The organism is Streptomyces sp. NBC_00400, from assembly GCF_036048035.1.
In the GTDB taxonomy this organism is placed as follows: domain Bacteria; phylum Actinomycetota; class Actinomycetes; order Streptomycetales; family Streptomycetaceae; genus Streptomyces.
The window spans coordinates 2,253,810-2,272,679 of the sequence record NZ_CP107940.1 but is presented as its reverse complement, the minus strand read 5'-3'; the positions used below and the strand labels follow the sequence as shown (position 1 = coordinate 2,272,679).

Here is an 18,870-nt window from a genome sequence, read left to right as displayed (position 1 = left end):
GCGCCCTGCGCGCCGGCTGAAACGTGCGGCGGTCCGTGGAATTCCAGCACAGTGCAGGATCTCCAACAAGAGCGGAACCGCGCACTGTGACGTGGGTGACGCAATGTACGGAGCGCGTCACGACTTGTAGAACGTACCCCTGTTCATAACGGACTTTTGTCCGCGAGTCGTTCGCCTGCAGCGGCTGTCCCAGGTGCGGTGATCGGGAGCGGAACGTGCAGTTCAATCCGCCATTGTCCGTTTCGCCCAGGGATGTTGATCATGGGAAATGCGGCATTTGTCGCACAGTTCGTGAGCAAACTCACAGGAAGATCATTGAGTTTCCCAGCACTTCGCAGGGAATGGCGTGCATAGCCTGACGCTTTACACAGTTGCCCGATGTGACAAGGCAGCTTTCCGCAGGCCCTTTCCCGACCTTTGATGACGCGAGGCAAGCAGCAGTGAAGACGACGACGATGTTCCGCAACATAGCCAACCCGCGGCGCACCACCCTGGCTCACCTCAACGACGCCGGCGAGCTCGGCACCGAGGCACTCCAGGCACCGGAGCACACCGTCGACCTGCCGGCCCAGACCGCCAATCCCCGCCGCACCGTCCTGATGGACGCGCCCGCGCAGGACGTCCCGGCGTAATACGTCACCGGATCGGCAGCGGCCCCGCGATAGCCTGGAGTGTCAACTCCGGCCAGTGATCAATTGAGGGGCAGCGGCAACCCGTGCGCATCGCCAGATTCTCCATCGACGGCAACGTCGGCTTCGGCGTCCTCGAAGGCGACGAACTCGACGTCATCAAGGGGCATCCCTTCGCAGAATTCGAGCGCTCGGGCCAGAAGGTCCCCCTCGACAAGGTCCGGCTGCTGCCGCCGGTCCTGCCCAACAAGGTCGTGGCGATCGGCCGCAACTACGCCGATCACGCCGCCGAGCTGGGCAACGCCGTCCCGGACGTGCCGGTCACCTTCTTCAAGCCGTCCACCTCGGTGACCGGCCCCGGCGACCCCATCGCGTACCCCTCCTTCTCCCAGGAGGTGCACCACGAGGCGGAGCTCGCCGTCGTGATCGGCCGCATGTGCCGGGAGGTGCCCCGCGAGCGCGCCAAGGACGTCATCCTCGGCTACACCTGCGCCAACGACGTGACCGCACGCGATGTGCAGCAGCGTGAGAAGCAGTGGGCCAGGGCCAAGGGCTTCGACACCTCCTGCCCGCTCGGCCCCTGGATCGAGACCGGGCTCACCCCCGAGGACATCGCCGCCGGCCTCGCCGTCCAGTGCACGGTCAACGGCGAACAGCGCCAGCTCGGCCGCACCAGCGACATGGTCCGCCGGGTCGAGGACCTGATCGTCCACATCACCGAGGCGATGACCCTGCTCCCGGGCGATGTCATCCTCACGGGCACCCCGGCCGGGGTCGGCCCGCTCAACGTCGGCGACGAGGTCGCCGTCACCATCGAAGGCATCGGCACTCTCACCAACAAGGTGATCAAGCGTGGCTAACGCGACCCCCCTCCGCGTCCGTTTCTGTCCCTCCCCGACCGGTAACCCCCATGTCGGCCTGATCCGTACCGCCCTGTTCAACTGGGCCTACGCACGGCACAACAAGGGATCCCTGGTCTTCCGGATCGAGGACACCGACGCGGCCCGCGACTCCGAAGAGTCCTACCAGCAGCTGCTGGACTCCTTCCACTGGCTCGGCTTCGACTGGGACGAGGGCCCCGAGGTCGGCGGCCCGCACGCGCCCTACCGCCAGTCGCAGCGCATGGACCTCTACAAGGACATCGCCGAAAAGCTCCTCGCCGCCGGCCACGCCTACCACTGCTACTGCACCACCGAGGAGCTGGACGACCGCCGCGAGGCGGCCCGCAAGGCCGGCCGCCCCTCCGGTTACGACGGCACCTGCCGCACGCTCACCGACGAGCAGAAGGCCGCGTACGAGGCCGAGGGCCGTACCTCCATCGTCCGCTTCCGGATGCCCGACGAGCCGATCACCTTCACCGACCTGGTGCGCGGCGAGCTGACCTTCACCCCGGAGAACGTTCCGGACTACGGCATCGTCCGTGCCAACGGCGCGCCCCTCTACACCCTCGTCAACCCCGTCGACGACGCGCTGATGGAGATCACCCACGTCCTGCGCGGCGAGGACCTGCTCTCCTCCACCCCCCGCCAGATCGCGCTGTACAAGGCGCTGATCGAGCTGGGCATCGCCAAGACCGTCCCGGCCTTCGGCCACCTGCCGTACGTCATGGGCGAGGGCAACAAGAAGCTCTCCAAGCGCGACCCGCAGGCGAACCTCAACCTCTACCGCGAGCGCGGCTTCCTCCCCGAGGGCCTGCTCAACTACCTTGCGCTGCTCGGCTGGTCCTTCTCGGCGGACCAGGACCTCTTCTCGGTCGCCGAGCTGATCGAGAAGTTCGACATCGCGGACGTCAACGCCAACCCGGCCCGCTTCGACCTGAAGAAGGCCGAGGCGATCAACGCCGACCACATCCGGCAGCTGGACGTGAAGGACTTCATCACGGCCTGCGAGCCCTGGCTGAAGGCCCCGCACGCCAACTGGGAGCCCGGGGACTTCGACGAGGCCGCCTGGCAGGCCATCGCCCCGCACGCCCAGACCCGGCTCACCGTCCTCTCCGACATCACCGCCAATGTCGACTTCCTGTTCCGCAAGGAGCCGGTCGAGGACGAGGCGTCCTGGACGAAGGCGATGAAGGGCGACCCGGTCGCGCTGCTCACCACGGCCCGCGCCAGGCTCGACGCCGCCGACTGGGCGTCCGGCCCCGAGCCCCTCAAGGAGGCCGTCCTGGCCGCCGGCGAGGAGCACGGCCTCAAGCTCGGCAAGGCACAGGCCCCCGTCCGGGTCGCGGTCACCGGCCGCACGGTCGGCCTGCCCCTCTTCGAGTCCCTGGAGATCCTGGGCAAGGAGCGCACCCTCCAGCGCATCGACGCGGCACTGGCCAAGCTGGCCGGCTGACCCGGTAGCAGTGCCCACGGGCCCGGACGCCGTACGGCGTCCGGGCCCGTCGCCTGTCCGGCAGCGCTCGGCTACCTTGCCCCTATGCCCGTGCGCGCCGTCCTGTGGGACCTCGACGACACCCTCTTCGACTACACCGGCTCGGACCGGGCGGGTGCGCTGCGCCACCTCCGGGCCGAAGGGCTCCTCGCCGCCCACGGTGGCGAGGAGGCGGCACTGGAGCGCTGGCGGACGGTCATGGAGACCGAGTTCGCCCGTTTCCTCGCCGGCGAGGTGGGCTTTCTCGATCACCGCAGGGCCCGCGCCCGGACGTTTCTGGGGACCCCGCTCCTCTCCGACGCGGAGGCCGACGCATGGTTCGGCCGGTACATCGCCCACTACGAGGCGTCCTGGGTCCTCTTCCCGGATTCCGTGCCCGTACTGGAGGCGCTGGCGCCGCTGGTACGGCAGGCGGTGCTGTCCAACGCCGCCACCGCCAACCAGGAGCGCAAGCTGGCCGTCCTCGGGATCCGCGAGTCTTTCGAGGCGGTGCTCTGTGCCGATGAACTGGGGTACGCAAAGCCGGCCGCGGAGGCATTCCACGCCGCCTGTAAGGCGCTTGGCCTAACGCCCGGCGACGTGGTCTACGTGGGCGACAAGCTCGATATCGACGCGCTCGGTGCCCGGGATGCCGGGCTGGGAGCCGTATGGCTGGACCGTGCGGGCACTGGGAAGGAGGCGGGGGAGGAGCGGCCGCCGGGGGTGCGGCGGATCGCGAGTCTGGCGGAGCTCCCCGAGCTGTTGCGCGGAACTATCGGTTTTGGTGCGCCGTCCACGATCAGGTAATGTTCTTCCTGCGCCGCCCGAGAGGGCCGAAAGGCCCGGCCGGAAAGCGCAGATCAAATCAAGCCCCCCACGGGGGGTTGCGCTTTGATGGCCTATGGTGTAATTGGCAGCACGACTGATTCTGGTTCAGTTAGTCTAGGTTCGAGTCCTGGTAGGCCAGCTCGCAGAGCTCATCTGCAAGGCCCCCGTTGTGTAGCGGCCTAGCACGCCGCCCTCTCAAGGCGGTAGCGCCGGTTCGAATCCGGTCGGGGGTACAGATCCTTCCCAGGGGGACAGTCCGGGTCGCACCCACTGTCGTTCATGCAGGATCGCTAGGGCCCCCGTTGTGTAGCGGCCTAGCACGCCGCCCTCTCAAGGCGGTAGCGCCGGTTCGAATCCGGTCGGGGGTACTGGTCTAAACCACCATGGGCTATGGTGTAATTGGCAGCACGAGTGATTCTGGTTCATTTAGTCTAGGTTCGAGTCCTGGTAGCCCAGCGCAGTGTGTCCTCGGGACACGTCAACTGCAGGAAAACTTGCCCCCGTTGTGTAGCGGCCTAGCACGCCGCCCTCTCAAGGCGGTAGCGCCGGTTCGAATCCGGTCGGGGGTACAAGAAGGAGAAGCCCCCCGCATCATGCGGGGGGCTTCTTCGTGTCAACTTCCGCTGCCGAAGCGCCGGTTGGGCTCCTCCGGCTCGGCCGGCCGGCGCAGGCTCAGCAGCACCGGCTCGTAGAGCACGGTCAGCGCCACCGCCGCCTCCACCTGCCCCTCCGGCGTCTCGAACTCCCGCAGCAGGTCCAGGTCCGCGACGGCGAGTTGTTCCGCCTGGCGCGCGTACGGCAGCAGATGCGCGGTGTCGCAGGCGTGGTCGAGGCGGTGCAGTGCCGCGATGGCGGCCAGGACCTCGCGGGCGGTGGTCACCGGGACCCGGCCGGCCTGGATCAGGGCCCGGACGAGCCGTAGCCGGCGCAGATGCTCCCAGGGACCTCGGCGTCATCCGGTACTGGGAGTCGATGGAGAAGCTGCTGGTGTACGCCGCGGACCAGGGCGGCGGGCACCGGCCGGCCTGGGCGGCGTTCAACCGGCGGGTGCGCGAGGGGCGCGGCAAGGCGGGCCTCTGGTACGAGACCTTCGTCGTCCCGGCGGGCTCGTACCAGAGCATCTACGTCAATATGCCGTCGTCCGGGCTGGGGGAGGCACGGGGGACGGTGCCGGTCGGCCGCCGCGGGGAGCGGGCCGCGGACCGGATGGCGGCCTGAGCGTCCGGGGGCCCCGCGCGGACCGTCCGCACGGGGCCACCCCTTTTTCGGCGTCGTGACCGCGGCCGACAGCGGCCCCTGCCCCGTCCCGTCCCGCTGCGGGGTACTCAGCCGGTGCTCGGGCTTTTCCGTCGTCGTGACCGCGGCCGACAGCGGCCCCTGCCCCGTCCCGTCCCGCTGCGGGGTACTCAGCCGTTTCGCCGCAGGCCCTCGGAGAGGCGGGCTGCCGCGTCGATGACCGCCTGGGCGTGCATCCGGCCGGGGTGGCGGGTCAGCCGCTCGATCGGGCCGGAGACCGATACGGAGGCCACCACGCGGTTGGAGGGGCCGCGTACGGGGGCGGAGACCGAAGCCACGCCCGGCTCCCGCTCGCCGATCGACTGGGCCCAGCCGCGGCGCCGTACGCCGGAGAGGGCGGTGGCCGTGAAGCGCGCGCCCTGCAGACCGCGGTGCAGCCGCTCGGGCTCCTCCCAGGCCATCAGGATCTGGGCGGCCGAGCCCGCCTTCATGGGGAGTGTGGAGCCGACCGGGACGGTGTCCCGCAATCCGGACAGCCGTTCCGCCGCCGCCACGCAGATCCGCATATCGCCCTGCCGTCGATAGAGCTGGGCGCTTTCGCCCGTCACGTCGCGCAGGTGCGTGAGCACCGGGCCGGCCGTGGCCAGCAGGCGGTCCTCGCCGGCCGCCGCGGCCAGCTCGGACAGGCGGGGGCCCAGGATGAACCGGCCCTGCATGTCCCTCGCCACCATCCGGTGGTGTTCCAGAGCCACGGCCAGCCGGTGGGCCGTGGGCCGTGCAAGCCCTGTCGCCGCGACCAGCCCGGCGAGGGTGGCCGGACCGGACTCCAGAGCGCTCAAAACCAGAGCTGCCTTGTCGAGAACGCCGACGCCGCTAGAGTTGTCCATGAAACGATACTCGCGTCTCACACTGTGAAACGCAAGTTCAATTTTCCGGGGAAGTCGTCAATCTGTAGGTGTGGCCCTGGACCAGGGCCCGGCGTAAGGCCCGGCAGGGGGACTTCTGCGGGCATCGCGCACGGACGAGAAAGGCCGGCGATGCGGCCGGCCGGAGGGAAAGCGATGGGACGGACACTCGCGGAGAAGGTCTGGGACGACCATGTCGTCCGGCGCGCGGAAGGCGAGCCCGACCTTCTCTTCATCGATCTGCACCTGCTGCACGAGGTCACCAGCCCGCAGGCGTTCGACGGCCTCCGCAAGGCCGGCCGCCCGGTGCGCCGCACGGACCTGACCATCGCCACCGAAGACCACAACACCCCCACCCTCGACATCGACAAGCCGATCGCCGACCCGGTCTCGCGCACCCAGCTGGAGACGCTGCGCAAGAACTGTGCGGAGTTCGGCGTCCGGCTGCACCCGCTGGGCGATGTCGAGCAGGGCGTTGTCCACGTCGTGGGACCGCAGTTGGGACTGACCCAGCCCGGCACCACGGTGGTCTGCGGTGACAGTCACACCTCCACCCACGGAGCCTTCGGCGCGCTGGCTTTCGGCATCGGCACCAGCCAGGTCGAGCACGTCCTGGCCACCCAGACGCTGCCCCTGGCACCCTTCAAAACCATGGCGATCACCGTCGACGGTGAGCTGCCCGAGGACGTGACCGCCAAGGACCTCATCCTGGCGATCATCGCCAGGATCGGCACCGGCGGCGGCCAGGGCTACGTCCTGGAATACCGCGGCCCGGCCATCGAGAAACTGTCGATGGAAGCCCGGATGACCATCTGCAACATGTCGATCGAGGCGGGTGCGCGGGCGGGCATGATCGCCCCCGACCAGACCACCTTCGACTACCTGCAGGGCCGCGACCACTCGCCCCGGGGCGAGGACTGGGACGCCGCCGTCGCCTACTGGAAGACGCTGCGCACCGACGACGACGCGGTTTTCGACGCCGAGGTGCACATCGACGCCTCCGCACTGGCCCCGTTCGTCACCTGGGGCACCAACCCCGGCCAGGGCGCACCGCTTTCGGCGAGCGTCCCCGACCCGGCTTCGTACGAGGACGCCTCGGAGCGCTACGCCGCCGAAAAGGCCCTGGAGTACATGGGGTTGACGGCGGGTCAGCCGCTGCGCGAGATCAACGTGGACACGGTCTTCGTAGGTTCGTGCACCAACGGCCGCATCGAGGACCTGCGCTCCGCGGCCTCGATCCTTCAGGGCCGCAAGGTCGCCGACGGCGTGCGGATGCTGATCGTGCCCGGCTCGGTCCGGGTCTCGCTGGAGGCCGTCGCCGAGGGGCTGGACAAGGTCTTCACCGCGGCGGGCGCCGAATGGCGGCATGCGGGCTGCTCGATGTGCCTGGGCATGAACCCCGACCAGCTGGCGCCCGGTGAGCGCTCCGCGTCCACCTCCAACCGCAACTTCGAGGGCCGGCAGGGCAAGGGCGGGCGGACGCACCTGGTCTCGCCCCAGGTTGCCGCCGCAACGGCGGTTCTCGGCCATCTGGCCTCACCGGCCGATCTGTCCGATGCAGCCATCGCCACGCCCGCGGGAGTCTGAACCATGGAAGCTTTCACCACCCACACCGGGCGGGCCGTCCCGCTGCGCCGCAGCAATGTCGACACCGACCAGATCATCCCTGCTCACTGGCTGAAGAAGGTCACCCGCGACGGCTTCGAGGACGGGCTGTTCGAGGCCTGGCGCAAGGACCCGCAGTTCGTCCTCAACCAGGAGCGGTACCAGGGTGCCACGGTGCTGGTGGCCGGCCCCGACTTCGGCACCGGCTCCTCGCGTGAGCACGCCGTCTGGGCGCTGCAGAACTACGGCTTCAAGGCCGTCATCTCCTCGCGGTTCGCGGACATCTTCCGCGGCAACTCCCTCAAGAACGGACTGCTGACGGTGGTCCTGCCGCAGGAGACCGTGGACCGGCTGCAGCAGCTGGTGGAGGCCGACCCGGCCGCCGAGGTGACCGTTGACCTGGTCGGCAGGCAGGTACGCGCCGAGGGTGTCAGCGCCGATTTCGAGCTGGACGAGAACGCCCGTTGGCGCCTGCTGGAGGGGCTGGACGACATCAGCCTCACCCTTCGGGAGGAGTCGGCCATCGTGGAGTACGAGGCGAACAGGCCGTCGTTCAAGCCGCGTACCCTCGAGGTCTGACCTCGGGTTTTATGGCTCAAAGCTATATTGCGTACGATGCGCCCCCTGTGCAGTTGGCAGGGGGCGCTTCTGCTTGTCGAGGCTGCTGTTGAGGCCCCGTGAAGCGACAACTCGCCGCAGATGGCACAATTAGCGCATGGAACGCGACGACCAACTCGAGCTCTACGGTCTCGTCGCCGACCGGCTCAAGGACGCACATACAAGAGTGCGCACACTGCAAGTCCCGGAGGGCGTACGGATGGCGCTGACCCGGAAGCTGCTCGTCATCACGGCCGCGGCTAAACACGATCTTGCGGACGCGGCAAGGCGTCTGGAGTGGTTCATGGAAGACCTCGACGAAGGTCGTTATCCCGAAGATGTGCGCGCCGACGGAAGTCCGTGAAGGTCGAGTTCGTTGCGGCACAAGGGTGATTAGCCCGTTTCGTGTTTGATTTGCGGTATATATCTGCCTAACGTGCGAAAAAGCTTGGAAACTTTCGTTCCAGCAATGTCTCCGAAGGGGAAGACGTGAACAAGGCGCAGCTCGTAGAAGCCATTGCCGACAAGCTCGGCGGCCGCCAGAACGCCGCGGACGCGGTGGACGCCGTACTGGACGCAATCGTCCGTTCAGTTGTCTCCGGCGACCGCGTTTCGGTCACCGGATTCGGCTCGTTCGAGAAGGTTGACCGCCCCGCCCGCTACGCCCGCAACCCGCAGACGGGTGAGCGCGTGCGGGTCAAGAAGACCTCCGTGCCGCGCTTCCGCGCCGGTCAGGGCTTCAAGGACCTGGTCAGCGGCTCGAAGAAGCTCCCCAAGGGCGGAGAGGTCTCGGTCAAGAAGGCCCCCAAGGGCAGCCTCACCGGCGGTACGGCCATCAAGAAGGCCGCCGCCAAGAAGGCCACCGCCAAGAAGACCGCCGCGAAGAAGGCGACGGCGAAGAAGGCCACCACGGCGAAGAAGACCACCGCGGCGAAGAAGACCACGGCGAAGAAGGCGACGGCGAAGAAGGCCGCCACGAAGGCCACCGCCAAGAAGGCGGCCCCGGCCAAGAAGACCACCGCGAAGAAGGCCACCGCGAAGAAGACCGCCCCGGCCAAGAAGGCGACGGCGAAGAAGGCCCCCGCGAAGAAGGCCACCGCACGCAAGACCACCGCCAAGAAGACCACCGCACGCAAGCGGTAATTCAGCAGCGGCGACGCCACGCGTCGGGCCGGTCTCCCTTCGGGGAGCCCGGCCCGCGGTGCGTTCGGGGCCCTTCGGGCGGCGGCCACCTCCCCGGTCCCTCCCCGGTTCTCCCGGTCCGCGGGCGGGAGGAGGGTCCCGGGGCTGCTCGTCTAGGCTCTCTCCCATGCAGGCCACCGCGTATACGTACGACTCCCAGACCCGCTCCGGCAGCGTGCTGCTGGACGACGGCACCCCGCTGCCCTTCGACGCGGCGGCCTTCGACGCCGGCGGTCTGTTGCTGCTGCGGCCCGGTCAGCGGGTCCGTATCGACGTCACCGGCGAAGGCGACGACCGGCATATCGCCCTGATCACGCTCCAGACGCTCTGACCGGTCGTGCTCCGGGATCCTTGGCCGATCACGCTCCGGATGCTTGGCCCGATCACGCTCCGGAGGCCTTGACCTGCGGCGGCAGCAGCCGCGATGAGCCGTCCGGCGCGTCGGTGGCCGTGGCCGCCCGGCCCGCCCCGCCCGCCAGGTGCGGCGCCTGGAGGGCCGTGTGCGGGCCCACGCCCAGTGCCAGCGCGGCCAGCAGATCCTCGCCGGTGTCCACGTCCCGGCGTACCGAGGGCACCGTGGGCGTGGTGATCTCCCGTGCCCCGGATGCCAGGTGACGGGCCCGGGACGCACCTCCGAATGCCGGTTCCAATTCCACTCCGGAAGCCGCGGTCAGAAGTGTTGTCCCGATATCCGCCGCATCCGCGAGAAATGCACGGGGAAATAGCGAAGCGGAATGGAGCACCTGTTCCAGCTCGGCGGGGCGCAGCGCCGGAAGATCGGCGTTCAGCGCGGCGACCGCCGCGCCCGGGCGACGCGCCCGGACCGCGCCCGCGCCATGGGCCAGCGCCGCATTGAGCCCGCCGGCCGGTGTGTCGGGCACGATGCGCGCGCCCAGCGCCGCCAGTCGCTCACCGGCCACCCGGTCGTCCGTGACAACCGCCACATCCCGGACGTCCTTGCAGGCCAGCGCCGCTGTCACGGTGTCCAGGGCGAACGCGAGGGCCAGGCGTGGCCGAAACTCTTCCCCGGCGGCCCGGGAGAGCCTGCTCTTGGCCTGCAGCAGCGGTTTCAGCGGTACCACCAGGCTCCAGCCCACATCCGCTCCGTCTCTTCGCATCGGCGCCATTCTCACCTGCTGCCGCCGCTCTCCGGGAGCGTCGGGGTTACGGTGTCCTCGACATAGCGGGTACCTGGGGCGACACTTGTGCGGCTGCCGGCCCGCAGCAGCTTTGCAGGTCCCACAAGGAGGGTGTCCCAGTGTCCCGCCGCAGAATCGGCTTCTGGTACCGCTTGGCCGCGGTCATCTGCAAACCGCCGCTCTTGGTTCTGTTCAAGCGGGACTGGCAGGGAATGGAGCACATTCCGGCCGACGGCGGATTTATCACCGCGGTCAACCACAACTCGTATCTTGATCCGCTCTCCTATGCGCACTATCAGTACAACACCGGGCGGGTCCCCCGATTCCTCGCCAAGGCCGGACTCTTCAAGAGCGGCTTTGTCGGCCTGATGATGCGCGGCACCGGGCAGATCCCCGTCTACCGGGAAACCACCGACGCCGCCACCGCCTTCCGCGCCGCCGTCAGCGCCATCGAGAAGGGCGAATGCGTCGCCTTCTACCCCGAGGGCACCCTCACCCGCGACCCCGAGCTGTGGCCCATGCAGGGCAAGACCGGTGCCGCCCGGGTGGCATTGCTGACCAAGGCGCCGGTCATTCCCGTCGCGCAGTGGGGCGCCAATGACGCGATGCCGCCGTACGCCAAGGAGAAGAAGCTCCGCCTCCTGCCGCGCAAGACGCTGCGGGTGCAGGCCGGGCCGCCGGTCGACCTGAGCGCGTTCTACGACCAGGAGCCGACCGCCGAGGTGCTGCGGGCCGCCACCGAGGTCATCATGGCGGCGATCACCGAGCAGCTGGCCGTCGTGCGCGGCGAGCCCGCGCCGGCCGAACCGTACGACTGGCGCAAGGCGATCACCCGGGATCGCCGCGCCGCCCGGGAAGCCGCGAAGACGGCCCAGGGCGCCGCTGCGGCCCAGGCTCCCGCCGAGCGGGCCGCCGCCCCGGAACCGGCCGTCGGCCCGCAGCAGGCCCGAAGCACCCAGCAGGCACAGGAGGATGAAAGCAAGTGACGCGCTGCGCCGTCTACGGCACGGGGTCCTGGGGTACCGCCTTCGCGATGGTGCTCGCCGACGCGGGATGCGAGGTGACCCTGTGGGGACGCCGTACGGCCCTGGTCGACGCCGTCAACAACGGCCGTACGAACCCCGACTACCTGCCGGGGGTCGAGCTGCCCGCGTCCGTGCGGGCCACCACCGACCCGGCACAGGCGGCGCGCGGTGCGGAGTTCGCGGTGCTGGCGGTGCCCGCCCAGACACTGCGCGGCAATCTCGCCGAATGGGCGCCGCTGCTGCCCGACGGGACAGTCCTGGTCTCCCTGATGAAGGGCGTCGAACTGGGCACGGCCAAGCGCATGAGCGAGGTCATCGAGGAGGTGGCCAAGGTCCCCGCGGAGCGCGTCGCGGTGCTGACCGGGCCCAACCTCGCCAAGGAGATCGCCGCCCGGCAGCCCGCCGCCGCCGTGGTGGCCTGTGCCGACGAGGCGGTCGCCCGGCGCTTCCAGACCGCCTGCCACACCTCGTACTTCCGCCCGTACACCAACACCGACGTGGTGGGCTGTGAACTGGGCGGCGCGGTCAAGAACGTCATCGCGCTCGCCGTCGGCATCGCCACCGGCATGGGCCTGGGCGACAACGCCAAGGCGTCCCTGATCACCCGGGGTCTTGCCGAGACCACCCGGCTCGGCCTGGCCATGGGCGCCGACGCGCACACCTTCGCCGGGCTGGCCGGCATGGGCGACCTCGTCGCCACCTGCTCCTCGCCGCTGTCGCGCAACAACACCTTCGGCACGAACCTCGGCCGCGGGATGACGCTCCAGGAGACCATCGCGGTCACCAAACAGACCGCCGAGGGCGTCAAGTCCTGCGAATCCGTACGGGATCTGGCCCGCAGGCACGGTGTCGACATGCCGCTCACCGAGACGGTCGTGGAGATCGTCCACGAGGGCAAGCCGCCGATGGTCGCCCTCAAGGAGCTGATGTCGCGCAGCGCCAAGTCCGAACGGCACTGAAACCGGAGCCGAAACGTCCGGTCCCCTCCCGTTCCGTCCGGGCGCCCGGCCCCCGGCACCCCGGCGGCCGTCGGCGCGACGCCACCAACGGCCGCCGCAGCACTGACTCCGCGCCGGTCAGCAGGTACCCTCAACCCGATATGAGCAGCGAGACCTCCCCACACAAGCCCCGCGTCGCCGTCGTGTTCGGCGGCCGCAGCTCCGAGCACGCGATCTCCGTGCTCACGGCCGGCGCCGTGCTGCGCGCCATCGACCGCGAGAAGTACGACGTGCTGCCCATCGGCATCACCACCGACGGCCGCTGGGCGCTGACCGCCGACGACCCCGACCGGATGGCCATCGCGGACCGGCAGCTGCCCTCGGTGGCCGCGCTCGCCGAGTCGACGGAGGGCGCCGTGGTGCTCCCCGTCGACCCCACCAACCGCGAGGTCGTCTACAGCGAGCCGGGCTCGGTCCCCAAGGCGCTGGGCGAGGTCGACGTCGTCTTCCCCGTGCTGCACGGCCCCTACGGCGAGGACGGCACCCTGCAGGGCCTGCTGGAGCTCTCCGGTGTGCCCTACGTCGGCTCGGGCGTGCTCGCCTCCGCCGTCGGCCAGGACAAGGACTACATGAAGCGGGTCTTCACCTCCTTCGGGCTGCCGGTCGGCCCGTACGAGGTCATCCGCCCCCGCGAGTGGGAAAAGGATCCTGCAGCCGCCCGCAGGAAGATCGTGGACTTCGCCGGCGAGCACGGCTGGCCGCTCTTCGTGAAGCCCGCCCGGGCCGGCTCGTCCATGGGCATCACCAAGGTCGACGACCTCGGCGGCCTGGACGAGGCGATCGAGGAGGCCCGCCGGCACGACCCCAAGATCCTCGTGGAGTCGCTGCTGCGCGGCCGCGAGATCGAGTGCGGGGTGCTGGAGTTCGAGGACGGCCCGCGGGCCAGCGTGCCGGCCGAGATTCCGCCGGTCACCGCGCACGACTTCTACGACTTCGAGGCCAAGTACATCGACTCGGCGGACGGGATCGTGCCGGCTCCGCTGAGCGACGAGCAGACCGCGAAGGTGCAGGAGCTGGCCGTCGCGGCCTTCGAGGCGGCGTCCTGCGAGGGACTGGTGCGGGCGGACTTCTTCCTGCAGGACAACGGCGAGTTCGTGATCAACGAGATCAACACGCTCCCCGGCTTCACGCCCATCTCGATGTACCCGCGGATGTGGCAGGAGAGCGGTGTGAGCTACCCGGAGCTGATCGACCGGCTCCTGCAGGCCGCGCTGCAGCGCTCCACGGGACTGCGCTGAGCCGGCCGCCCGTCCCGGCGGCCGGCCCGCCCCTCCGGGGGCGACGCCCCGGCAAGGCCCCTACACCCCGGTGGGAACCGTCTTCTTCACGGCGCTCCCGAGATCGGTGAGCGCATCGACCTCGGGGGCGTACTTCCCGGGAACGGTCACTTCGACGTAGGCCTTGCGCAGCACCGTCGTGAAGCGGTACCCGTCGTCCTCCTTCTCAAAGAGCCATTCGACCCCGTTGACTTCCGCCGCGTCGGCACGGGGGTTGTAATGTTCACTCCCGTACGTCAGGACGTCGGGCTTCGGCACCCCGCAGCGCAGTTTCACGGCAGGATCGCCCCATATGGCAGTGAAGTCGGATACGGGCTCGGGGGTACCCCGCTTCAGCCCGTCCACGGTCGGCGGCAACTCCTTGTGCAGCGCCTTGCAGTACCGCGCCGCCGCACCCTTGGGGGAGGGCACGGCCACGTCTTCGGACGGGGAACAGCTCACCGCGGCGAACAGCACGGTGAGCACCGGAAGGGCCAGGTACCGGCGGCGCGTAGAGATCACCCGGCCGAGGATACGGGGGAGCTAGATATGGACGACCGGGCAGGTAAGGGTGCGCGTGATGCCATCCACTTGCTGGACCTTCGCGACCACCATGCGACCCAGCTCATCGACCGTGCCGGCCTGAGCGCGCACGATGACGTCATAGGGACCGGTCACATCCTCGGCCTGCAGCACACCATGGATCGTGGAGATCGTCTCAGCTACCGCCGAGGCCTTGCCGACCTCGGTCTGGATCAGGATGTAGGCCTGTACCACGGAACCTCCAGGGCGGCTACGAGGATCATGTGGGAAGAAGGGACGCCACGGTACCGCGTCACCGAGCGGAGCGGGGAGACCCGCGCGGTGAACACGGCAAGTACGGCACAGTCGTCAGCCACGTACGGACCGTCCGTACACATGGGAAGGGCAACAGCATGAAGGGCACCGTGGGCGAGCTGGGGGAGTTCGGGCTGATCAGGGAGCTCACCTCCCGGCTCACGACCACTCCGGCCGTACGGATCGGGCCGGGTGACGACGCCGCGGTGGTCACCGCGCCGGACCGGAGGGTGGTCGCCAGCACCGACATCCTCCTGGAGGGCCGGCACTTCAGGCGCGACTGGTCCACCGCCTACGACGTCGGCCGCAAGGCCGCCGCGCAGAACCTCGCCGACATCGCGGCGATGGGTGCGGTGCCCACGGCGATCCTGCTCGGCCTGGTGGTGCCCGCGGAACTCCCCGCCACCTGGCCGACCGAGCTGATGGACGGGCTGCGCGACGAGTGCCAGGTGGCCGGCGCCGCGGTCGTCGGCGGGGACGTGGTGCGCGGCGACACCATCACCGTCTCCATCACCGCGCTCGGCGATCTGCGCAACCAGGAGCCGGTCACCCGGGCCGGCGCCCAGCCCGGCGATGTGGTCGCGGTGACCGGCTGGCTCGGCTGGTCCGCCGCCGGGCATGCCGTCCTCTCCCGCGGCTTCCGCTCGCCGCGCGCCTTCGTGGAGGCCCACCGCCGCCCCGAGCCGCCGTACCACGCGGGCCCGGCCGCCGCCGGACTCGGCGCCACCGCCATGACGGACGTCAGCGACGGACTCGTCGCCGACCTCGGGCACATCGCCGAGGCCAGCAAGGTCCGGATCGACCTGCGGTCCGCCGGTATCGACATCCCCTCGCAGATGTCCGACATCGGCACGGCCGTGGGCGTGGACCCGATGCAGTGGGTGCTCAACGGCGGCGAGGACCACGCGATCGTCGCCACCTTCCCGCCCGATGTGAAGCTGCCCGCCCGGTGGAAGGTCATCGGGGAAGTGCTCCACCCCTCCGCGCTGCCCCAGGTGACGGTGGACGGCGCCCCCTGGGTGAAGGCCGGCTGGGATCACTTCGGCGACAACGGGGATGCCGAATAGGCCGCGTACGGCCACGGGCGGCGACACCGGAGACGACGACACCACGGGCGACGACACCACGGGCGCCCGCAGGACCGCGGGGCGCCGCCGAGTAGATTCGGCGGTATGCACATACCTCCACGCGTCCTGACCGTCGCCGGGTCCGACTCCGGCGGCGGCGCGGGCATCCAGGCCGACCTCAAGACGATGCTGGCGCTCGGCACCCACGGCATGAGCGTGGTCACCGCCGTCACCGCCCAGAACTCCCTGGGCGTACAGGGCGCGTGGGAGCTGCCGGCCGAGGCCGTACGGGCCCAGTTCCGCAGCGTCGTCGACGACATCGGCGTTCAGGCGGTGAAGACCGGGATGCTCTCCTCGGCCGAACTCGTCGAGACCGTCGCCGAACTGCTCGCCGGACTGCGGGTACCCGTCGTCATCGACCCCGTGGGGGTCTCCAAGCACGGCGACGCGCTGCTCGCCGCCACCGCCCTGGACGCGGTCCGCACCGCGCTGCTGCCGACGGCCACCGTCGCCACCCCCAACCTGGACGAGGTCGCCCAGCTGACCGGTATCCGCGTCGAGGAGGAGGCCGATATGCGCCGGGCGGCCGCCGCGATCCTGGACTTCGGTCCGCGCTGGGCGCTCATCAAGGGCGGCCATCTGCCCGCCGGCCGCGACGACAGCGCCGTCGACCTGCTCACCGACGGCACCGAGGAGCACTGGCTGCGCGCCCCGCGGCACGACAACCGGCACACCCACGGCACCGGCTGCACCCTCGCCAGTGCGCTCGCCGCGCAGCTCGCCAAGGGGGATACGGTCCCGCAGGCCACCGCGGCCGCGAAGGACTATGTCACCGGCGCCCTCGCGGCCGGTTTCCGGCTGGGCGCGGGCATCGGCCCCGTGGACCACGGCTGGCGATGGAGCCGGCGCGACGCGCACTGAGGACGTGCACCGCGGCCCCACGGCCGGGCGCAGCACACCGCGGCGCCCGGCCCGGGAACGGCGGGAGACGTGCCACGCCGCACAGACGGCAGAAGCCGCACCCGCCCCCGGAAATGGAAGAAGCCGGTCCACCACGAAGGTGGACCGGCTCTCCAAGCAACCGGCTGGGTGCGCTACGGCTAAGACGTCAGCGCGAGACCTTGCCGGCCTTGATGCACGAGGTGCAGGCGTTCAGCCGCTTCGGCGTGCGCCCGATCACTGCACGCACCGTCTGGATGTTGGGGTTCCAACGACGGTTGGTACGGCGATGCGAGTGCGAGACACTCTTGCCGAAGCCCGGCCCCTTGCCGCAGACGTCGCAGTTGGCAGCCACGGGTCACTCCAAAGACTTCAGATGCACTTACGGTGAAATCCCGACGAGCCGAGTGCATTGCCCGAACGGCACCGTCAGGAGAGGAATGGCCCGATTCGCATCGGGCAACCGGAGCAGCATACAACGACCGCTCCCGTAGAACGAAACTACCACGCACCCACCGGCCCCCGCCCCGGCCCCGCCCCCGCAGCGCGGCTACTGTGCGGTGGCATCCCGCGACTCAGGAGGACGACGTGCCGTACCCGCTCGACGCCGCCGCGGTCCGCTCCTGGTGCGGACTGGCCCTGGAGGCGCTGGGACGGGAACGCGAGCGGATCGACGCGATCAACGTCTACCCGGTGGCCGACGGCGATACCGGCACCAACCTCTATCTGACCCTCGAATCGGCGGCCCGCGCGGTCGAGGCCGCCTTCGACGGGCACGCCTCGGCCGGCACCGCCCCCCGCCTCGCCGATGCCATCGGCGCCATGGCACACGGCGCCCTCATCGGGGCGCGCGGCAACTCCGGCACGATCGTGGCGCAGCTGCTGCGCGGGATGACCGAGGTGCTGGCCACCACCGACGGCTCCGCCGACGCCTTGCGCCGGGCGCTGCGCCGGGCCGCCGCATCGACCTACGAGGCCGTCGCCCACCCCGTGGAGGGCACCGTGCTGACGGTGGCGACCGCCGCCGCCGACGCCGCGGAACGCGCCGCGGGCGGCGACGCCGGGGCCGCCGAGGTCGCCCGCGCCGCCCACGAGGGCGCCCGCAGCGCCCTGCAGGAGACCCCCGGGCAGCTCGCGGTGCTGGGCAGGGCAGGTGTCGTGGACGCCGGCGGCTGCGGGCTGGTCGCGCTGCTGGGCGCGCTCGCCGATGTGCTGTCCGGAGAGGTCTCGGCGGTACCGGTCGCCGTACGCGCCGACGCCCCGCTCCCGGAGGCGGCCGGCTGCGAGGTCGCGGGCCGGGTGGCGGCGGACGGCCAGGGGGACCCGGACGGGCCCGCCTTCGAGGTGATCTATCTGCTGGAGGCCGGCGACGACGCCGTGGCGGGGCTGCGGTCCCGGCTCGACGGGCTCGGCGACTCCCTCGTGGTGGTCGGCGGGGACGGCCTGTGGAACGTTCACGTCCATGTCGACGACGCGGGCGCCGCGGTGGAGGCCGGCATCGAGGCGGGCCGCCCGTACCGGATCCGGATCACGCACTTCGGCGGCGCCCGCACCAAGGAACCGGAGATGACGGCGCGGGCCGTGGTCGCGGTGGTGCCGGGTGCCGGGCTCGCCGGGCTGTGTGCCCAGGCCGGCGCGACCCCCGTCCCGGTACGTCCCGGGGAGCCGCCCGCCAGCGGCGAACTGGTGCAGGCGATCCGGCAGGCGCACGCCCGGGAGGTGATGCTGCTGGCGAACGACGCCGAGCTGCGGCACACCGCGGCGGCCGCCGCCGAGGAGGCCCGCGCCGAAGGCGTACGGGTCGCGCTCATCCCCACCCGCTCCGCCGTCCAGGGCCTCGCGGCCCTGGCCGTGCACGAACCGGGCCGCAGCTTCGACGAGGACGTGGTCGCGATGACCGCGGCCGCGGGCGCCACCCGTTACGCCGAGCTGGCCCTCGCCGAGCGGCAGTCGTGGACGATGGCCGGCGTCTGCCAGGCCGGGGACGTCCTCGGCCTGATCGACGGCGATGTCGCGGTGATCGGCTCCGACCTCACCGGCACCGCGATGACGGTGCTCGACCGGATGCTGTCGGCGGGCGGGGAGATGGTGACCCTGGTCCTCGGCGCGACGGCACCCGACGGGCTCGCCGGGCGGCTGGCGGAGTACGTCCGCGAGCGTCATCTCGCCGTGGACACGGTCGTCTACGACGGGGGCCAGCACGCCGCGCCGCTGCTCATCGGCGTGGAGTGAGCGCGCGGGCCGGTGTGCGCGTGCGGCCGGGATGAGCGTCGGG

The 18,870-nt window shown here is 70.4% G+C and carries 20 protein-coding genes, 5 tRNA genes and 2 pseudogenes; 21 read left to right on the top strand and 6 right to left on the bottom strand.

What is annotated here, in order from left to right:
* Positions 1-440: 440 nt before the first annotated feature.
* The 9 genes from OHS81_RS09915 to OHS81_RS09875 all read left to right on the top strand — a co-directional run bounded on the left by OHS81_RS09915 (position 441) and on the right by OHS81_RS09875 (position 4,378).
* The gene (locus OHS81_RS09915) at positions 441-632 is read left to right on the top strand and encodes a hypothetical protein (protein WP_088800241.1); all 192 of its coding nucleotides are present in this window, start codon (positions 441-443) and stop codon (positions 630-632) included.
* A gap of 83 nt (positions 633-715) precedes the next feature.
* Positions 716-1,489 carry a fumarylacetoacetate hydrolase family protein gene (locus OHS81_RS09910; protein WP_328384368.1) on the top strand — a complete coding sequence of 258 codons (774 nt, stop codon included), beginning with the start codon at positions 716-718 and terminating at the stop codon, positions 1,487-1,489.
* Entirely contained in the window at positions 1,482-2,963 is a 1,482-nt protein-coding gene (gene gltX / locus OHS81_RS09905) for a glutamate--tRNA ligase (protein WP_328384366.1), read from the top strand. Before OHS81_RS09910 ends, gltX begins: the two co-directional genes overlap by 8 nt.
* An 84-nt stretch (positions 2,964-3,047) precedes the next feature.
* Positions 3,048-3,788, top strand: coding sequence for an HAD family hydrolase (locus OHS81_RS09900; RefSeq protein WP_328384364.1), 741 nt, complete (start codon positions 3,048-3,050; stop codon positions 3,786-3,788).
* Between the two features lie 88 nt (positions 3,789-3,876).
* Positions 3,877-3,948: transfer RNA gene (locus tag OHS81_RS09895), tRNA-Gln, on the top strand.
* A 21-nt stretch (positions 3,949-3,969) separates the two neighbouring features.
* A tRNA-Glu gene (locus OHS81_RS09890) sits at positions 3,970-4,042 on the top strand.
* A gap of 62 nt (positions 4,043-4,104) precedes the next feature.
* A tRNA-Glu gene (locus OHS81_RS09885) sits at positions 4,105-4,177 on the top strand.
* A 16-nt stretch (positions 4,178-4,193) separates the two neighbouring features.
* Positions 4,194-4,265: transfer RNA gene (locus OHS81_RS09880), tRNA-Gln, on the top strand.
* Between the two features lie 40 nt (positions 4,266-4,305).
* Positions 4,306-4,378 (top strand) — tRNA-Glu (locus tag OHS81_RS09875).
* Positions 4,379-4,422: 44 nt separating this feature from the next.
* Here the strand turns inward: OHS81_RS09875 and OHS81_RS09870 are convergent.
* Positions 4,423-4,746 (bottom strand): annotated as a pseudogene (locus OHS81_RS09870) (hypothetical protein); the annotation flags it as partial.
* On the opposite strand from OHS81_RS09870, the pseudogene OHS81_RS09865 reads away from it, so the two are divergent.
* Positions 4,746-5,027: pseudogene (locus OHS81_RS09865) on the top strand (monooxygenase family protein); the annotation flags it as partial. The pseudogenes OHS81_RS09870 and OHS81_RS09865 sit on opposite strands and share 1 nt — an antisense overlap.
* A 188-nt stretch (positions 5,028-5,215) precedes the next feature.
* Here the strand turns inward: OHS81_RS09865 and ndgR are convergent.
* On the bottom strand, positions 5,216-5,932 hold the full coding sequence (gene ndgR / locus OHS81_RS09860) for an IclR family transcriptional regulator NdgR (RefSeq protein ID WP_088800245.1): 717 nt from the start codon (positions 5,930-5,932) through the stop codon (positions 5,216-5,218).
* Positions 5,933-6,106: 174 nt separating this feature from the next.
* Between ndgR and leuC the strand changes: the two genes are divergently transcribed.
* From leuC to OHS81_RS09835, 5 genes are all read left to right on the top strand, one after another.
* Positions 6,107-7,537, top strand: a complete 1,431-nt coding sequence (gene leuC / locus OHS81_RS09855) for a 3-isopropylmalate dehydratase large subunit (RefSeq protein WP_328384359.1) — start codon at positions 6,107-6,109, stop codon at positions 7,535-7,537.
* A gap of 3 nt (positions 7,538-7,540) precedes the next feature.
* Positions 7,541-8,134, top strand: coding sequence for a 3-isopropylmalate dehydratase small subunit (gene leuD, locus OHS81_RS09850; protein ID WP_328384357.1), 594 nt, complete (start codon positions 7,541-7,543; stop codon positions 8,132-8,134).
* A 136-nt stretch (positions 8,135-8,270) separates the two neighbouring features.
* Entirely contained in the window at positions 8,271-8,516 is a 246-nt protein-coding gene (locus tag OHS81_RS09845) for a hypothetical protein (RefSeq protein WP_088800248.1), read from the top strand.
* 125 nt (positions 8,517-8,641) lie between these two features.
* Positions 8,642-9,295 (top strand): HU family DNA-binding protein, encoded by a 654-nt coding sequence (locus OHS81_RS09840; RefSeq protein ID WP_328384354.1) that lies wholly within the window; start codon positions 8,642-8,644, stop codon positions 9,293-9,295.
* 166 nt (positions 9,296-9,461) lie between these two features.
* Positions 9,462-9,665 (top strand): hypothetical protein, encoded by a 204-nt coding sequence (locus tag OHS81_RS09835; protein WP_088800250.1) that lies wholly within the window; start codon positions 9,462-9,464, stop codon positions 9,663-9,665.
* Positions 9,666-9,717: 52 nt separating this feature from the next.
* Here OHS81_RS09835 and cofC read toward each other — a convergent pair whose 3' ends face one another.
* Entirely contained in the window at positions 9,718-10,461 is a 744-nt protein-coding gene (gene cofC / locus OHS81_RS09830; protein WP_443058673.1) for a 2-phospho-L-lactate guanylyltransferase, read from the bottom strand.
* Between the two features lie 131 nt (positions 10,462-10,592).
* Between cofC and OHS81_RS09825 the strand changes: the two genes are divergently transcribed.
* The 3 genes from OHS81_RS09825 (at position 10,593) to OHS81_RS09815 (ending at position 13,734) form a co-directional block, all read left to right on the top strand.
* Positions 10,593-11,459: a lysophospholipid acyltransferase family protein gene (locus tag OHS81_RS09825; protein ID WP_328384348.1), complete on the top strand. Its 867-nt coding sequence runs from the start codon at positions 10,593-10,595 to the stop codon at positions 11,457-11,459.
* The gene (locus tag OHS81_RS09820) at positions 11,456-12,457 is read left to right on the top strand and encodes an NAD(P)H-dependent glycerol-3-phosphate dehydrogenase (protein WP_129294006.1); all 1,002 of its coding nucleotides are present in this window, start codon (positions 11,456-11,458) and stop codon (positions 12,455-12,457) included. The genes OHS81_RS09825 and OHS81_RS09820 overlap by 4 nt, the downstream gene beginning before the upstream one ends.
* 140 nt (positions 12,458-12,597) lie before the next feature.
* Positions 12,598-13,734: a D-alanine--D-alanine ligase family protein gene (locus OHS81_RS09815; RefSeq protein WP_328384345.1), complete on the top strand. Its 1,137-nt coding sequence runs from the start codon at positions 12,598-12,600 to the stop codon at positions 13,732-13,734.
* A gap of 60 nt (positions 13,735-13,794) precedes the next feature.
* Here the strand turns inward: OHS81_RS09815 and OHS81_RS09810 are convergent, their stop codons facing one another.
* Positions 13,795-14,274 (bottom strand): DUF3515 domain-containing protein, encoded by a 480-nt coding sequence (locus OHS81_RS09810; RefSeq protein WP_328384343.1) that lies wholly within the window; start codon positions 14,272-14,274, stop codon positions 13,795-13,797.
* A 21-nt stretch (positions 14,275-14,295) separates the two neighbouring features.
* Positions 14,296-14,529 (bottom strand): Lrp/AsnC ligand binding domain-containing protein, encoded by a 234-nt coding sequence (locus tag OHS81_RS09805; protein ID WP_328384341.1) that lies wholly within the window; start codon positions 14,527-14,529, stop codon positions 14,296-14,298.
* Positions 14,530-14,687: 158 nt separating this feature from the next.
* Between OHS81_RS09805 and OHS81_RS09800 the strand changes: the two genes are divergently transcribed.
* Both OHS81_RS09800 and thiD read left to right on the top strand, forming a co-directional pair.
* Entirely contained in the window at positions 14,688-15,656 is a 969-nt protein-coding gene (locus OHS81_RS09800) for a thiamine-phosphate kinase (protein WP_086720456.1), read from the top strand.
* 105 nt (positions 15,657-15,761) lie between these two features.
* Positions 15,762-16,577 carry a bifunctional hydroxymethylpyrimidine kinase/phosphomethylpyrimidine kinase gene (thiD, locus tag OHS81_RS09795; protein WP_328384337.1) on the top strand — a complete coding sequence of 272 codons (816 nt, stop codon included), beginning with the start codon at positions 15,762-15,764 and terminating at the stop codon, positions 16,575-16,577.
* A 187-nt stretch (positions 16,578-16,764) separates the two neighbouring features.
* Here thiD and rpmB read toward each other — a convergent pair whose 3' ends face one another.
* Positions 16,765-16,950, bottom strand: coding sequence for a 50S ribosomal protein L28 (gene rpmB / locus OHS81_RS09790; RefSeq protein WP_018087178.1), 186 nt, complete (start codon positions 16,948-16,950; stop codon positions 16,765-16,767).
* A 233-nt stretch (positions 16,951-17,183) separates the two neighbouring features.
* On the opposite strand from rpmB, the gene OHS81_RS09785 reads away from it, so the two are divergent.
* Positions 17,184-18,827, top strand: coding sequence for a DAK2 domain-containing protein (locus tag OHS81_RS09785; protein ID WP_328384335.1), 1,644 nt, complete (start codon positions 17,184-17,186; stop codon positions 18,825-18,827).
* Positions 18,828-18,870: the final 43 nt, after the last annotated feature.